The sequence below is a fragment of the uncultured Campylobacter sp. genome (genome assembly GCF_938045775.1).
GTDB lineage: Bacteria > Campylobacterota > Campylobacteria > Campylobacterales > Campylobacteraceae > Campylobacter_B.
The window spans coordinates 14000-29990 of the sequence record NZ_CALIBH010000217.1; the positions used below are offsets into that span (position 1 = coordinate 14000).

At 45.2% G+C, this 15991-nt stretch carries 15 protein-coding genes and 2 pseudogenes; 13 read left to right on the plus strand and 4 right to left on the minus strand.

Annotated elements, in window-relative coordinates:
* Positions 1-14: 14 nt before the first annotated feature.
* The 3 genes from Q0238_RS08610 to Q0238_RS08620 all read left to right on the plus strand — a co-directional run bounded on the left by Q0238_RS08610 (position 15) and on the right by Q0238_RS08620 (position 2364).
* Positions 15-563 (plus strand): hypothetical protein, encoded by a 549-nt coding sequence (locus Q0238_RS08610; protein WP_297945119.1) that lies wholly within the window; start codon positions 15-17, stop codon positions 561-563.
* A gap of 185 nt (positions 564-748) precedes the next feature.
* On the plus strand, positions 749-1549 hold the full coding sequence (locus Q0238_RS08615; RefSeq protein ID WP_297945121.1) for a hypothetical protein: 801 nt from the start codon (positions 749-751) through the stop codon (positions 1547-1549).
* Between the two features lie 8 nt (positions 1550-1557).
* Complete coding sequence (locus Q0238_RS08620; RefSeq protein ID WP_297945125.1) at positions 1558-2364, plus strand: hypothetical protein; 807 nt, start codon at positions 1558-1560, stop codon at positions 2362-2364.
* Between the two features lie 212 nt (positions 2365-2576).
* Here the strand turns inward: Q0238_RS08620 and ybeY are convergent, their stop codons facing one another.
* Positions 2577-3206, minus strand: a complete 630-nt coding sequence (ybeY, locus tag Q0238_RS08625) for an rRNA maturation RNase YbeY (protein WP_297945128.1) — start codon at positions 3204-3206, stop codon at positions 2577-2579.
* A 54-nt stretch (positions 3207-3260) separates the two neighbouring features.
* Between ybeY and Q0238_RS08630 the strand changes: the two are divergent.
* The 4 genes and pseudogenes from Q0238_RS08630 to Q0238_RS08645 form a co-directional block, all read left to right on the plus strand.
* Positions 3261-3509, plus strand: a pseudogene (locus Q0238_RS08630) (7-cyano-7-deazaguanine synthase); the annotation flags it as partial.
* A 438-nt stretch (positions 3510-3947) separates the two neighbouring features.
* Positions 3948-4400 (plus strand): annotated as a pseudogene (locus Q0238_RS08635) (7-cyano-7-deazaguanine synthase); the annotation flags it as partial.
* Positions 4401-4703: 303 nt separating this feature from the next.
* Positions 4704-5150 (plus strand): hypothetical protein, encoded by a 447-nt coding sequence (locus Q0238_RS08640; RefSeq protein WP_297945131.1) that lies wholly within the window; start codon positions 4704-4706, stop codon positions 5148-5150.
* 1 nt (position 5151) lies between these two features.
* Positions 5152-5634, plus strand: coding sequence for a hypothetical protein (locus Q0238_RS08645; protein ID WP_297945134.1), 483 nt, complete (start codon positions 5152-5154; stop codon positions 5632-5634).
* Between the two features lie 269 nt (positions 5635-5903).
* On the opposite strand, the gene tsaD is transcribed toward Q0238_RS08645, so the two are convergent.
* The 3 genes from tsaD to Q0238_RS08660 form a co-directional block, all read right to left on the minus strand.
* Positions 5904-6911, minus strand: coding sequence for a tRNA (adenosine(37)-N6)-threonylcarbamoyltransferase complex transferase subunit TsaD (tsaD, locus tag Q0238_RS08650; protein ID WP_297945137.1), 1008 nt, complete (start codon positions 6909-6911; stop codon positions 5904-5906).
* A gap of 290 nt (positions 6912-7201) precedes the next feature.
* On the minus strand, positions 7202-8596 hold the full coding sequence (creD, locus tag Q0238_RS08655; protein WP_297945140.1) for a cell envelope integrity protein CreD: 1395 nt from the start codon (positions 8594-8596) through the stop codon (positions 7202-7204).
* Between the two features lie 361 nt (positions 8597-8957).
* A complete protein-coding gene (locus Q0238_RS08660; RefSeq protein WP_297945143.1) occupies positions 8958-11027 on the minus strand; it encodes a TonB-dependent receptor in 2070 nt (689 codons plus the stop codon).
* Between the two features lie 286 nt (positions 11028-11313).
* Between Q0238_RS08660 and exbB the strand changes: the two genes are divergently transcribed.
* The 6 genes from exbB to Q0238_RS08690 all read left to right on the plus strand — a co-directional run bounded on the left by exbB (position 11314) and on the right by Q0238_RS08690 (position 15852).
* Positions 11314-11733, plus strand: a complete 420-nt coding sequence (gene exbB, locus Q0238_RS08665; protein ID WP_297945155.1) for a TonB-system energizer ExbB — start codon at positions 11314-11316, stop codon at positions 11731-11733.
* Complete coding sequence (gene exbD / locus Q0238_RS08670; RefSeq protein ID WP_297882886.1) at positions 11734-12117, plus strand: TonB system transport protein ExbD; 384 nt, start codon at positions 11734-11736, stop codon at positions 12115-12117.
* Positions 12114-12962 (plus strand): energy transducer TonB, encoded by an 849-nt coding sequence (locus Q0238_RS08675; RefSeq protein WP_297945146.1) that lies wholly within the window; start codon positions 12114-12116, stop codon positions 12960-12962. Before exbD ends, Q0238_RS08675 begins: the two co-directional genes overlap by 4 nt.
* Before the next feature lie 352 nt (positions 12963-13314).
* The gene (locus tag Q0238_RS08680; RefSeq protein ID WP_005872145.1) at positions 13315-14262 is read left to right on the plus strand and encodes an NAD(P)-binding domain-containing protein; all 948 of its coding nucleotides are present in this window, start codon (positions 13315-13317) and stop codon (positions 14260-14262) included.
* Entirely contained in the window at positions 14259-15500 is a 1242-nt protein-coding gene (locus tag Q0238_RS08685) for a methyltransferase (RefSeq protein ID WP_297945149.1), read from the plus strand. The genes Q0238_RS08680 and Q0238_RS08685 overlap by 4 nt, the downstream gene beginning before the upstream one ends.
* Positions 15493-15852 carry a YkgJ family cysteine cluster protein gene (locus Q0238_RS08690; protein WP_297945152.1) on the plus strand — a complete coding sequence of 120 codons (360 nt, stop codon included), beginning with the start codon at positions 15493-15495 and terminating at the stop codon, positions 15850-15852. Before Q0238_RS08685 ends, Q0238_RS08690 begins: the two co-directional genes overlap by 8 nt.
* Positions 15853-15991 lie beyond the last annotated feature (139 nt).

Below are 15991 nucleotides of genomic sequence, written 5' to 3' on the forward strand. Positions count from 1 at the left end.
AGAAAGGCGACGATTTGAAAAAACTACTTAGAAATTTTATGATTTTTGCAGGTTTCATCCTTATGCTATATACCTCTTATTTTCTATATTTTTATTCTAAAAGAGCCGAATATGCGGCTATTTTATTGCAAAAGGCGCTTGGGTATGAAGAGAAATTTTTTACTGAGAAAACACAAAATTTAGACCCGTCTGAGCAAACCAAGCTACGGCATGAGTTTGAAAAAGAGAAATCAAAGCTAGAAAAATATTGCAGCGATGCCATAATAAACGGCGAAAATGGCCATTGCAAGGTTTATTATAACTTCGATTTCGACTATATTCATTTTTACGACGGGCGAAATCAAGATATCGCGCTGGGCTACGACTTTGATAACGAAAGCATCGAGTTTTATAAAAAGCTATCAGATCACTATGATTACAAAGGCAAAAAATACAGATCGCGCAGGGTGTATAGCGAGCACCATGCGACATTTGCGATTGACAATTTTGAGTATGCAAAATTTTGGTTGGGAAATTACGGTGAATTTACCCTAAAAGATCCATATATCCATGAATGTGAATAAAATTGATTAGTGCTTTAAACACTGAAAGCCTGCCGTATAGATCGGCGGTATATGCATAAATTAGTATTTGTGCGGATATGATAATATATTTTATATCAGATTAAGTAATTATGTTATATAAGCTTATGTAACCGATAACAAAAAACGCTTTTAGGATTCCAAAATCCCATTTTAAGGAGCAAGGGATGCAAATTCGTGCTTTTATTTTAGCGATCTTGTTTGCCGTATCGTTCGTAAAAGCGGATGATATAAAGCAGCCATCGATGCCATGGCAACTGGAATCTATTTTATGGAAAATTCAAGATAAAAAAGTTGTAAGAAAAGCTCTTCACGAACCTATGATTCGGGGCGCAACTACGTTTAACGGCAAGAGTTTTTATTTTTTTAAGATAGAACAAAATGCAACGCTCAAAAAAGAATATGAAGAGCATTTATCAAAAGAGAGAGACTTCTGTAATGACTTTTACGACGATCTATTCGAATGGAAGAATATAAGTGTAATCAAACCTCTGGTTTTTGATACGACGAATTACAACAATCCCGTTTTAAAGAAAAATATGGGCGATTGCTGGTATATGGATATGAATAAAACGATTAGAGACGGCTTTATCGGGAGAGGATTTACATTGTATAAATTTGATAATAAGCTTTTGTATATTATGATTTACAAAACTACTTCTTATATATATCAGACGGATGATTTCGCAAATCTCGCTTACATTTTAGATCTGCGGGAATGTAGTAAAATCATAAAAAACCCTCGCAGCAGGGTAAATTTAGAAATTCCGGGCAATATTATATATAAACCGCGTCTGTTTTATGCCGAACCGATACGTTATAAAGATATAGACTATCTACTTTTCATAGATTTTGACAATACGGATAGCGGACAACTATTCAACGTCACAATCAGGAAATTTAAAGACGGTATTTTACAAATGCCTGTTTGTAGCAATTCATACGTAAATACGAAGCTTTATCGATAGGGGCGGTTATGTGGGTTCATATTTTCATCTTAATGATCGCATTCGTACTATTTGCGAATGCAAACGATGTAAGCGATACGGAAATTCCTTTTGATTTAAAAATAGCTTTATGGAAAGCTAATGATAGGAAAGTAGTAAGAAACAATCCTTCCGGTATGGTAGAAGGAGAAACCACTTTCAACGGAAAAACCGTTAGCTTTTGGCAAATAGATAGAAATGCAACGCTCAAAAAAGAGTATGAAGAGCATTTATCAAAAGAAAGAGACTTCTGCAACGACTTTTACGATGATCTATTCGAATGGAAAAATATAAGCGTAATCAAGCCTCTGGTTTTTGATACGACGGATTACAATAACCCCGTTTTAAAGAAAAATATGGGCGATTGCTGGTATATGGATATGAATAAAACGATTAGAGACGGCTTTATCGGGAGAGGATTTACATTGTATAAATTTGATAATAAGCTTTTGTATATTATGACGTATAGAGATTTTCGGTTATACGAGATGTCTTTTGCAAATTTTATGTATATTCTAGATCCGCAAAAGTGCGGTAAGATTATAAAAGACCCCTCAAACGATTCATATCATAGCAGGATAGATTTTGAGGATTATCGAAACAAGATCGCAGGAAACACCCTGATTTATTTCGGACCGATAAAATATAAAGACGAAGACTATTTGCTTTTTATCGATTCCGTAAATTTAATAAACGGTCTTAAAGCGGTTTCTATTAAAATTAGTAAATTTAAAGACAAAGTTTCACAAACATCCGTTTGTAGAAATTTGTATTTAAATACAAAAATTTACCATTAAGTAGTTAATCATACAAACGCATTCAGTTGCGATTGATAAATTTTGAGCATGCGAAATTTTGGTTGGGAAATCATGGCGAGTTATCCTAAAAATCCTTTTATCGCTGCGGTTTTGGGCTTGTAGTTTTTGCTTCCCAATCTGCGTTTTTAAAATTTGATTAGAATTTTAGGCCGCCGCGCATGCCTTGCTCGCCCCTTTTCGATATACAGCGCCTACTCCTCATTTCCCTCCGTTCGCACGATCAGGCTTTTTGGAAGGCGAAATTTTTCGATGATCTCGCACTCTTTGGCGCGCATCTGTCCGTCGTCGCTCTCGTGATCGTAACCTAGCACGTGCAGCATGCCGTGCGTAAAAAGTAGCGCCGTCTCGTCATCCCTGCCGTGCCCCAGTTGCGCGGCTTTCAGCTCTACGAGGTCTAAATTTATCACGACCGAGCCGAGCAGCGCGGGAGCGAAATTCTCGTCGCCAAAATTTTCATTCTTTAAATTTTCATCGCTAGGACTTTCGCCCTCGGAATTTTCAGAATTTATGGTATTGGAATTTTCGCTCGCAGAATTCGCGGCGCTTGTATTTTTACTAGCAGAATTTGCAGCGTTTTGATTTTTAGAGCCGCTGTTTTCATGCGTGGAATTCTCTTCGCCCAAATCCTCGCCGAAGCCCGCAAACGCCGCAGGATCGAGCGGGAAGCTCAGCACGTCGGTCGTCTTATCGATGCCGCGCGTTTGGGCATTTAGCTGCCGCATCTCCTCGCCGCGCACGAAAATTAGCTCGACGCTCCCGCCGCCCAGCTCCGCCGCGATAGCGTCCAAAATTTCGGGATAGGGCTGCTCGCAAAGTATCATTTTTACCCCTCTTTTATAAAATTTTCGTATAATTTTAGCAAAAAAAGGACGAAAATGAGAGCTTTATGCGTGATCAGCGGCGGCATGGACAGCGCGACCTGCGCCTATATCGCGAAGCGCGAAGGTTACGAGATCGTGGCGCTGCATTTTGATTACAATCAGCGCACGATGGGCAAGGAGCGCGAGTGCTTCGGTAAAATTTGCGACGATTTGGGGGTCGCAAAGAGGTTCGTTTTAGATGCTCGCTTCATCGCGCAAATCGGCGGCAGCGCCCTTACAGACGGCACTTTACCGATCAGAAAAGGTGCTGCGGAGCTTGGTGGCGCGGCAAATTCCGCTAGCGCCGAGTTTAACAGCGCGGCAAATTCCAAGAGCGCCCGCCTGGGCGGGCAAAATTCTATCGCGACAAATTCTATTAATGACGAGACTGGCGGGCAAAATTTTGCTGCGTCAAATTTCATGACGAGCCCTGCGGGCGCTACGCTCAGTGCAGATTTGGCGCGAAATAGCGGTGGCTGCGCGCAGAAAGACGAAATTTTAACCCAAAACGATGAAGCTTTACTCGGGGACAATGAAATTTCGCCGCAAGGTATCAAAATTCAGGTTCAAGGCGGCAAAATTTTAGCCTGCGACGGTGGAATTTCACCACAAGACGGCGAAATTTCACTTCAAAGCGGAGCCGAGTCGCAGCAGGACGATAAAATTTCATCGAAGCACGCAGAGGGTAAAATTTCATCGCAAAACCAAAGCGATAAAATTCCACCGCCAAGCGGCGAGAGCGTGTTTTCGGATCTGCCGAGCACCTACGTGCCGTTTCGCAACGGCGTGTTTTTGAGCATCGCCGCCGCGCTTGCCGAGAAGGAGCGCTGCGACGCGATTTTCATCGGCGTGGTGCAGGAGGACAGCAGCGGCTATCCCGACTGTAGCGCGAGCTTCATCGGCGCGTTCGAGCGAGCGCTTGAGCTGGGTACGAGCCGCGACTTTCATCCGCGCATCAAAACCCCGCTCGTGCACCTTAGTAAGGCACATATCGTCTCGCTAGCGCTTGAAATCGGCGTGCCGTTAGAGCTTACGTGGAGCTGCTACGAGCGCGAGGACGCTGCGTGCGGGCTTTGCGACAGCTGCCTACTGCGGCTTAAAGGCTTTGCGGGCGCCGGCGCGAAAGATAAAATCCCCTACGCGATAGAAGCTTAGGTGTGCCGCGGCGAAATTTACCGAGCCCGCGTAGCGTGTAATCCGCGCAGTGTTTAAATTTGAAATGCCGCATGATTTGCGGCTAGATTTAAACACGCGGCGACTTGTGCTTTGGCGCGCGCCGAGCTGCGACTGTAAATTTAAACTATGCTTTGGAATTTGAAAAATTTTAATGCGAGCGTTGCATGTGGTTTGAGGCGAAAATCAATTATAAATTTAACTCCTACGCTATATTTATTAGCGCACAGGCGGATATAAACATATCGCGGTATAATTCGAGAATTAAATTTTAAGGAGTGGAGAATGGCGTTTGAAAATGCAATAATCACCAAAGAGGATGATGATAAGTACGGGTTGAGCAAAATTTTTTATCAATATAGTCCGTATCATGAAGAACTACCTAGAAATTTTGTTGTTGATAGACAAAAAGATATTTGGTTTCTTTTAATTGAAAGACTACCAAATGAAGGGTATGATTATGGTTATGGGAGCAAAAAGCTATGGAGGCTTTATATTCAAGGAAATAATTTAGATATTCTTTTGGATTACGAATATGATCAAGAAGTGGATGGACGCAAATTTCAAAGGGTGTGGAAAATTATCGAGGTAAATGTTATAAATTCTATTATTCCAGATAATGAAGTTATTAAAATATTGAGAGATGTTTTGATTGATTTTAAATTTAGACCAGGCTGGGAGGATAAGGATGATTTTAGTGTAGCATTAATAGATGTAAGAAAGGAAAAATAAAGTGGCGTTTATTGCAGAATATATTTCGAAAGAGGACTTGAAGAAATATGATATTATAAATCGTGTAGATCAGTGCTTGGCAAAATATCATTATAATCCACAAAAACCTTATCAAATAAAGTGGTTAGACTGGGTAATCGACAGGCAAAGAGATATTTGGCTTATCTTTGTTTGTAGCCCGCATCTGCCTGATCCAAGAGACGGATATACCGGAGAAGAGATTTGGCTGCTTTATTATAAGGGTAGAGAAATCGAGCTTGATATAAGGCGAATTTATGATGAGACTACGAGTAAATATTTCACGGAAAATCCATTTAAGGTCAAATATAAATTCCAAAGCGTAAATTCTGATATTGGAGATATTTCGATAGACGAGCTTTATAAAATTTTAAAAGAAGCTCTAGCGGAATACGGCAATCGCGGTATTGACGGTAGAGAAAATTTACCAAAAGAACACGAAGTCGTAACTTTTCTGCACGATTAAGAAAGGATAAAAAATGACGCGAGAACAAGCCGATCAAATTTTAGTAGACATTGCAAGCGACAAGGACGTGTAACGTTAGTGGTACCGATGGCGGTGCAAGCACGAAAGGAGTTTAGCAAAACATGGCGCGAGCCTGAAACGCGATGTGTAAATTCAAAGTGAATTTTATCCAAACCCAACCGTGAGCAAGCGCGAGATAAAATTTTACTCAAATGCCCAGCGCGTGAGAAACCGCTAGCGGGCGCAGATTATCTGTAAATTTTAAAATTTTACTCAAACGCCGAGCGTAGATTTAGATGCGGGATGATCTCAAGCTCTGCGGGTGCGACGAACTCCTTTTTACGCAGCTTTTCTATCGCCGCGCGCGCGATCATAGCGGCGTTATCGGAGCAAAATTTTATCGGCGCAAAAAGTATCTCGCAGCCCGCCCGCTCGCACAGATCCGTCAAGAGCCCGCGCAGGTGCAGGTTCGCGCTTGCTCCGCCCACGACGCCGAAGCGCGCAAAGCGGCGCAGCTCAAAGATCCGCTGCAATTTATCCAGTATGTGCGCGCACGCCGCGTCCTCAAAGCAGCGCGCCAGATCGCGCATCGCCCGCTCATCCAGCTCGCCCGCTCCTTTTAGCTTCTCTATCTGCACGCGCACGGCATTTTTAAGCCCCGAAAAGCTATACTCCAGCCGCCTGTCGCCCTTTAGCGGCACGGGTAGCTCAAACCTCGGCTCGCTGCCTTTTGCAAGCTCCTCGATGAGTGCGCCGCCCGGGTAGCCGAGGCCTAGCATTTTGGCGATCTTATCGAAGCTCTCGCCGAAGCTGTCGTCGCCGGTGGTCGCTAAAATTTCGATATCCCCCGCTGCGCCGATATCCAAAACCATCGTGTGCCCGCCGCTAACGAGCAAAACGCCCATCGGAAACCGCGCCTCGCCGCCTAAAAACAGCGAGTAGACGTGGCCTACGAGATGATTTACGCCGATGAGCGGCAGATTTAGCGCGAGCGCGAGCGCTTTTGCCATATTCACGCCGCCGATCAGGCTCACGCTGAGCCCCGGGGTATTGGTCGCTGCGACGGCGCTAAGCTCGCTAAAATAGGGTTTTGCGCGCTGTAAAATCCGCGGCAGCGCCTCAGTATGCAGCCTCGCGGCAAGCTCGGGCACGACGCCGCCGTATTTGGCGTGATCGGCCTCCTGGCTTATTTTTTCGTAAAATTTCAGCTCGAAACTGCGCTCATCCATCACCGCGACCGAGCTGTCGTCGCAGCTGCTCTCAATAGCAAGTATCACACAAAATCCTTAAAATTTTTCGCTCATTATACTCAAAAATCAGTGCAGATGAAATTTTAAAATTTAAAACGGCGCGCTTTAAATTTTGTCTTTGTCGCGATATGTTCGCGCTCGCGAGGCTAAATTTTAAAATTCGCCGTTCGGCTCGGTCGCGGTTTGTCTGCCGCGGCGGATAAAATTTTAAATAGATGAAATTTTGGCAGTCGAAATTTAGCGAGCAAATTTAAAAAGGCCTTTGGATTTAAAGCTCCAAAGGCCATTGCGATTAAATTTAGCAGCAAATTTAAAGGCTAAATTTCGGGCTCTTGCTCCTGCTTTTTCTCGCCGCTTGGGATCGCCGTATCGTACCAGTCGAGCTTGCGCGTAAAATACATAACGAGCGAAATCACCGCAAAGATCATCAGGCTTCCCATTAATAGGGCGTAGTCTTCGGAATTTAAGATGACATAGAGGATCGCGTATGAAACGAGCTGAACGCAAGTGATGAAAATACCCCAGCGCGCGCCTTTAAAAATCGCGCTTGCGTAGAAAAACACTATCGCGCTTACCGCGATCGCCGAAGCAGCATAGCTAAGCGCAAAGCCCATGTGTTCGGAGAGTGAAAGTACCAGCAGGTAGAAAACGACGTCCTCAAGCCCGATGAGTAGATATTGGATCGGGTGGATGCGCTCGTGAGTATAAACCTCGCACAAAAAGATTGCCAAAAAGGGCACCGCTAAGAATAACAGAGCGTAATCCGTGCAGCGCTTAATCAGCGAGTAGTTGTTCACGGGCTCGATGAAGCCGATGCTTACGGCGTCATTTCTATCGTCGTTGCTGCGCCAGTTTGTCATAGCGACGCGGTCATCTTGATCTGCAAGCCACGCAGGAGCAATGCCTGCGGCTAAGCCTGTAACTTCCCACGAAGCTTTAAAACCGCTAGCGCTTACCTCGCGCGATTTGGCGATGAAGCCGCCGCCAAAGCTAGGCGATGCCCAAGTAGAGCTAATTTCAAAACGGCTATTTTGCGCGATCGGAGCTAGATGAAGTGCCTCGCCGCCTTGGATTTTAAGCGTGCCGCTGATGCTAAAATCAGACGACAGCGCTGAAGTGGGGAGCTTGTAGATTAAACTCCGATCGAAAATTTTAGCCTCGGTGTTGCCGTGATATTGCTTAAGCTCCTTGCCGTTTAAGCTTAAAGCGGGGGAGGCGGTGAAGGATTTTTGATTGCCTACGCCGAGCACTAGCACGGCTTCGTCGAAATTTAGCCGCGCAGGATCGACGCCGAGCTCGGTATAGTTTATCGCCTCAAAGTCCGCCTTAAGCGCAAAGTCGCCGTTATATATCGGAACGCGAAAAATCCCGCGCTTTAGATAGGTGGGGTCGATCTCCGCCGCGAGAGAGTAGTTTTTAGGCACGATGATGAAATTTTTCTCTACGCGCCTTTTTATGAGCTCGTTGTTGCTTTTGTCTATCGCTTCGATTATCTCTGCGTAGGGTACTACGATCGCAAGGCCCTGGATTTGCAGCTCGCCGCCCACCGGCGTGAGGATCGAATCCTGCGCGAGCTGCTTGGTTTCGGAGCGCGAGTAGGTAAGATTATCGATAAAGCTTAGCGGAATTAACAGCAGCAAAAGCAGCACTAAAACGATGAAGGGTTTCGTCCAAAATGCGCCGCGAATGGCGTTTTTAGTAGAATTTAACAAAGGCTCTCCTTTTAAGTAGAATTAAAAACAGAATTTTAACGACGAAGAGTAAACGGACGGCGCTTGAAGCGGGAGTAATTTTATAAATTCTAAACGAACTTTGGATGTGAAGCGTTGCGGATATCGCTTTGAATTTTGGGAATTTCGCCGCAAGCTAGAATTTCATTGCGAATGAGAATTTTGCTATTCGCAAGAATTTTACGAGAAAATTTCTGTTAGTAGAATTTAAAAGCTTGAAATTCAAAGCCCTTGGAATTTCAAATTTCTAAAGCCCTAGGAATTTTGAAATTCCAAGGGCTTTGAATTTTTAAAATTTCGCCGCTTTAGCGTGCAAAATTTCGTGCGGTCTCTCGCGTAAGCTTTAAAATTTATACGCCACGCTTAGCTTGAAATTTCGTCCCGGCTCCCAGTCGATAGCGTTTGAATCACCGGTGAAATCGGCGCTGCGCTGCGAGTGCGACGCGTAGGCTTTATTAAAGAGATTGTAAACGCCCGCGTTGATCTCAAGCCCTTTAAATTGCCCGCTATCCGGAGCGTAGGTCACATATAGATCGTGAACCGCGTAGCTAGGCACTTTTGTTTTTTCGTCGCTATTTGCGGAGGCTACGTTTTTGGAGTCGAAAAAGAGCAAGTTATAGCCCAGCAGTAGATCCGCCGCAGAGATTGCGTATTCGGCATTGAAGGTGTATTTATCGCCATAGTCGCGGTAGCCGATGATGTTTGAGCTTAGATAGCCCGAGCCGCTGCGCACGCGGTCTTTATATTCTACGTGCTGGTGGGTGTAGCCCGCAGCAAGGCTCAAATCATCTAATATTAATCTTGCGAAAAGCTCGACGCCGTCAATGTCCGCGCCGCCTGCATTAGCCCTGCATAAGGTGCCCTGTGCGCCTCCCGGGCAGCCGACGATTCCGCCCGCCGCATTGTTATCTACGATGAGATTTTTATATTCCGTCCTGAAATATTTTGCGGTTAGGCTTACCGAGGAGTTCTCTCCTAGCTCGCTTTTGTAGCGACCGCCTATTTCGTAGGCGTTGCCCGTAGTGGCTTTTAAATTTTCGTTAGCCATCCAGCTTAGTGGTCTGCCGCGGCTAGTACCCGCAGCCATCATGCTCTCCATTACGTCAGGTCCTCTAAATACTCGCGCATAGCTCGCAAACGCTCCAAATCCCGCGCCGATCTCGTAATCAAGCGCCAAGGCGGGGCTTACTTCGTTGAATTTATATTTGTAGCTAGAGATGTTGGCGCCGCTACCGTTGTAGGTCTTTAGCTCGTGCCTTTCGTAGCGGATGCCAGGAGTTACCGTAAGCCCGCCGTAGTGCATAGCATCCTCGATATAAAAGCTATAATTATCGACCTTCTCGGGGCGTAGATTGCCGGGCTTAACGTAGTTTTCGGAGCGGTAGTAATCAAAGCCATAACGCAACGTATGAGCCAGATCGCCCGTTTCAAATTTACTCTTAGCGCCGATTTTGCCGCCTTTGGTCTCGACGCCCCATTTTACGTTCGTTGAAGTCGATCCGATGCGTTGATGCTTGGTGTAGTATCCAGTGATGTCGAGCTCTAACAGGTCGCTTGGATTATACGTGTATTTGATCGTGTGCGTATCGCGCTCGTATTTGCGGTTATCCAGCTGTCCGTTTAGCCATGAGCCGAATTCCGGGCGCATAGGATATAATCCTTTGTATTGCATATGCTCGGTCGAAAGGGAAATTTTATGAAAATCCAAAAAGCTATAGCCCGCTTTTAATAAATAATTTATATCGTTGCCGTCGCCGCCCGTAGGCTTGCCGTTACCCGATTCGCCGAAGCCGTATCCGTAATGCTTAAACGCAGCAAGCATATCTAGGCTATCAAACGCTCTGCCGTAGAGCATCGCACTTTGCGAATAGCCTTCGTTATTGCTCGTATAGCCCACTTTGAGCTTGGCGCCGATATCCTGACCGTCCTCAAGCATGTCAGAAGCGTCTACCGTCCTGAAGGCAACTGAGCCGCCCAAAGCGCCCGAGCCGTTCACGACCGAGCGCGCGCCTACATCGACCTCTACGGCTTTGATAAGATCAGGATCGATTAGTAAATCGGCGTTGTGATGAAAGGTATTGCCGTTTTGTTTCGCGCCGTCAATCGTGATATTTAAACCGCGATCGCTTACGCCGCGCATATAAATTTTTTGATTCATGCCGTTGGTGCCGCCCACATACACGCCCGGAATATCGCGAAATACGTCTTTTACGAGCGTGGCGTTGCGGGTATTGATTTTGACATCATCCACGGTGCTAGGCGTGCTAGAATCGCTAGTAACTTCGATTACGCCTAGGCTTTGCGTATTTGAATCCTTGCTTTTGGATGCGTCCGTAGCGCTTGATTTCTCGTCTGCTTGTGCGCTTAAGCAAAGAACTGCGCACAAGGACAAAGCCAGATGAAATTTTTTCATACGAAACTCCTAAATGATAATTAAGATTAAAAAACGGTAAATAATATAAAATTAATCCTTTATTTTATATTAATTATCAAGACGTTTTAAAATCATTAGAATTTTATCTCAGAATGCTTTGTTATCATTAAATAAAGCTAAATGATAAAATATAATTTAAATATCTATCATCAAAATTTTAGTAAAAATTAAATCTATTTTTGATAAAATCGCTCATTTTTTTGGCAAGGCACTTTGCTGAATTTATAAAAATTTTTAAAATTTTTAAGGAGAGCTTATGGGCATTATGGAATTTTTGGCGCATTACGTGGATTACATTATCTTTGCGATCCTCGGATTTATGAGCTTTTTAGTCGTGTGGTTCAGTATCGAAAGGCTGCTTTTTTATTCGAAGGTCAAAGCTGGCAGTTACAAAAGCAAGGCGCTATACGAAGAGGCCCTGACGAAAAATTTAACGACGCTTTATATCGTTTATTCAAATGCCCCGTATATCGGTCTTTTAGGTACTGTCATCGGCATTATGATCACATTTTTTGATATGAGTACTGCAAGCGGTATCGATACCAAGGCTATCATGCAGGGTCTTTCGCTTGCGCTTAAAGCTACCGCTACCGGTCTAGTCGTCGCCGTACCTACGCTCATCATCTACAATGGCTTTGTCCGTAAAGTTGATGTGCTTCTAAACCGCTACGATGAGGTTAAATAAATGAGCATTCCTAGACGAGACGGGCTAAATATCGTTCCGTTCATCGACATTATGCTGGTGCTGCTAGCGATCGTGCTTAGTGTCTCGACTTTCATTGCGCAGGGGCATATTAAGGTAAATCTTCCATCTTCTTCAAGCTCGCAAAACCCGCAAGAGGATAAAAAAGTTACCATCAAAGTGGATAGCGAATCTAAAATTTATCTAGACGATGTCGCAATAAGCGAGGATGAGCTTGAGAAAAAAATTGCCGCTCTCGATAAAAACGATCTTGTCGTGCTAAAAAACGATAAAGACTCGAAATTTGCCTCTTTCATTTCTATCATGGATGTCCTAAAAAAGGCGGGCCATGAAAAATTTGCGATCGTGACCGAAAAAGAGCAATGAATAAAGATAGCGCAATAGGCTTCATCGTATCTTTGGTGCTGCATTGCATCATCGCTGCGGGTGTTTTTGCTCTTTTATCGTCGGCACCGAAGCCGCCTAGCATGCCCGATATGATAGCTTTTTCCATCGATAGCATAATGGATGAGGCCAAGCAGGGCGATATCTCCGATGAGCCCAATATCCCGCCTCCTTCCGATCAGTCCGAACCGGATCCTGAGCCCGAGCCCATTCCGCCGGAGCCCGAGCCCGAACCGGAACCAACTCCGCCTGAGCCAGAGCCAATACCGGAGCCCGAGCCGATTCCTGAACCGGAGCCTATACCAGAGCCTGTAGTAGAAAAACCAAAACAGGTCGAAAAGCCCAAGCCAAAGCCGGTAGAAAAGCCAAAACCGATCGAAAAACCTAAGCCGAAAAAAGAGCATAAAGTTCAAAGCAGCGATAGGAATTTAACGGCGAAATTTGACCCGACAAAGCCTATTTCACTGGGTAGCGGCGGGGGCGGCGGCTCCAGTAGCGCAGGTGGCGGTAGTGACGCTATAACAAGCCGCGGCGATCCTAGCAATAGCGATGTCGGCAAGAAAATTTTCGCCATCATTTCGCGATACGCGCAGTCGCACTACCCTAAAAATGCCCAACGTATGCGTAAAATCGGCGTCGTAGGCGTGCACTTTACCTATACGGCAAGCGGAGACGTTAAAGGTCTTCGCGTTACGTCTTCCTCGAATGTCGATTCGCTTGATGAGGGCGCGTTAAGCGCGGTCGAGCGCACCAAAGGTAGCTTTCCAAAGGTCGAGAAAGATATGGAATTTAACTTTAGCATAAAGTATACGCTAAATTTCAACTAGCCTTAAAGCTTCTACTAAAAACTCCTGCCGGAGCGGTAAAATTTTAAAATTTTACCGCCCTTGCCGCTTTATCTTAGCTCGCAAAATTCTATCTCGGCAAAGTGAAATTTTAAAATTTACTGCTCTTACTACCGCTTTTGTCGCTCTGCCGCATGAGCTTTTATAAGCGGATTGTCGCCGTGAAATTTAAAATTTAAACGGAGAAAATTATGTCTTTTCAAATTTAGCCAAGCAAGCATCTTAAAGCGTTAAAATTTTAAATTTAAGCTGCGAAATTGCTAGGAAATTCCACTGATTTTAATGGAATTTTTACTATAATTTCGTATGAAATTTAAAAGATTAAAGGAAATTTATGATAGACGTTTACGACTTGGCGGTGATCGGCGGCGGTCCTTGCGGCATCGCTTCCGTAGTAGAAGCCAAAAGAAACGGGCTTGCGCATGTACTTCTGCTCGAAAAAGGCGACAACCACTCTCAAACGATTAGGCAGTTTTACAAAGATAAAAAGCGCGTCGATAAAGAATATAAGGGCTTTGACAGCGAGACGCGCGGCTCTATTTCGTTTGAAACCGGCACGAAAGAGAGCGTGCTAAATTATTTCGACGAGCTCTTAGATAGCGACGAAATCGATACGAATTTCAAAAGCGAGGTCGAAAAGATCGAAAAGCACGCAGATGAGTTTTATATCACGACTAGCTCGGCTGGATACCGCGCGCGCAACGTCATCGTCGCAATTGGCAGGATGGGCAAGCCTAATAAGCCCGCTTATAAAATTCCGCCTTCGATCACGCAACGCGTAAATTTCAATCTTGATAAATGCACGATTAATGAAAAAATTCTAGTCGTCGGAGGCGGTAACTCAGCCGCGGAATACGCTATAGCGCTATGCAAGACCAATGTCGTGACGCTTTGCTATCGCAAGCCTAAATTTACCCGCCTAAACGAGACGAACGAAAGCGACGTAATGCGCGAGACCAAATACGGCAACATCATCTTGCGCTTAGGTATCGATATAGAGGCTCTTGAGAATGAAAACGGCAAGGTGCTGGTAAAATTTGATGATGGCACCGAGCTCGTGTTTGACCGCGTGATATACGCGATCGGCGGCACGAGCCCGATCGATTTTCTTAAAAAATGCGGCATCGCTTACGACGAAAACGGCGTGCCGATCGTGGATGAAAATCTCCAGACCGCCACTAGCGGGCTTTACGTCGGCGGAGATCTCATCAGCAGAAGCGGCGGATCGATCGTGGTGGCGATAAATCACGCTCATACCATCATCAAAAATATCCGCAGATGAGGCTTTATCAGCCAAAAAAGGGCTATCGCTACACGAGCGATACGATTTTTTTATGGAATTTTATAAGAAGCTCAGGCGTGCGTAAAGCTGACGTAGCATCGCAAAATGACTCTTGGGCGCTGGGCTGTGGCGCGGAATTTAAAGACGCGACAGATGGAGGCTTTAATGCGCAGTTTTGCGCTTCGGATTTCGCAGGCGGTGAAGCGAAATTTTGCGCCGAGGATTGCGCTTTTAGCAAAGAAGAGTCGTATACCGCTAACCATAGCGTGGGGAATGATCGCGATTTTGGAAGTAAGGGCTGCGCTGAACTTAAGGCGGAATTTAAAATGAAATTTCAAGCGGAATTTCAGGAGAAATTTCAAAGCGAGCGCTATAAAAATTCCGATTTTCAAAACGACGAAGCCTGGCATGCTTTAAAGCCTGATATCGCAAGCGGTGAAAATTTTAAATTTTGTGACGAGCAAATCGCGCAGTCTTTAGAATCTCAAAAGACGCACGATAAAGATTTCGCGAGCAAATTTAAAGACGCCAAGGTGCGCGAGGATTTTGCTGCGGAGTGCTTGCGTGACGACTGGTTTGCAGTTTGCGATGAGTGTAGTTTAAAAAGCGCGCTAAATCCGCGAGCGATATACGGCGACGTGCTAGATGTGGGCGCAGGATGTGGAATTTTAGGGCTTTTGCTAAAACGCGATTTTAAAAGCATTAATCTAAGCTTGCTAGAAATTCAAGAGCGAAATTTAGAAATCTTAAGGCTAAATTCTTTGCAAAACGATCTGCCTGCCGAGATTTTGCACGCGGATTTTGCAGAGTTTAAAAGCGAGAAGCGTTTTGACTTTATTGTCTCAAATCCGCCCTTTTATCGAGAGCGCATTTCGCTTAGCAAAGAGCCTCACATGGCGCTTAGTAAGAGCGCAGCAAGCCTTAACCTACGGGATTTCGTGCGATCTGCGAACGCTCATCTTAAGCCTGGCGGTACGCTTATTTTTTGCTACGAGGCGGGCAAGCTAGCTAAAATTTGCGAGCTTTTAGGCGAGTTTAGGCTAAATTTGACGAGGCTTGGTTTTGTCTATCCTGACATTTCAAAGCCCGCTAAGCTCGCGCTTTTGCAGGCTCGTAAGAACTCGCGCTCGCCCTGTGAGATCACCATTCCGATCTATGCTAGTGCGCACGGAAAGCGCACCGCACAAGCCCACGCGATCTACAAAAGCGCGGATCTGACGAGCGTAGATTATGAGTGAGTTCGGCTTTAGCTTCGATGCAAGCGCGTGTGAGCGCTGCGGCGGTAAGTGCTGCACAGGAGAGAGCGGCTATATCTGGATAGATGAGAGTGAGATTGCGGCGCTGGCGGCAAAATTTAAAATTTCGCCCGCAAGGATTAAAGAAATTTATTTACAAAAAATAGGCGCTAAATTTAGCGTAAAAGAAAAGCCCTTTGAAGGCGGCCTGGCGTGCGTATTTTTTGACGAAGCGCGGCGCAACTGCGGGATTTACGAGCTGCGTCCGAAGCAGTGTCGTAGCTTCCCGTTTTGGGAATATTTTAAAACGCATACTAAAGAATTGGAGGAAGAATGTATCGGGGTAAGGTTTTAAGCGGAATTTTAATCGCGACGATGATTTTAGCGCCACAGTATCTAAGCGCGGAGAGTGGGACGAATGCTGCAGCAGCGAAGCAGTCCGTTACGGATAAAAAGGCGTCTGATCGGAATTCCAGCATTGGCACAAAAAACGG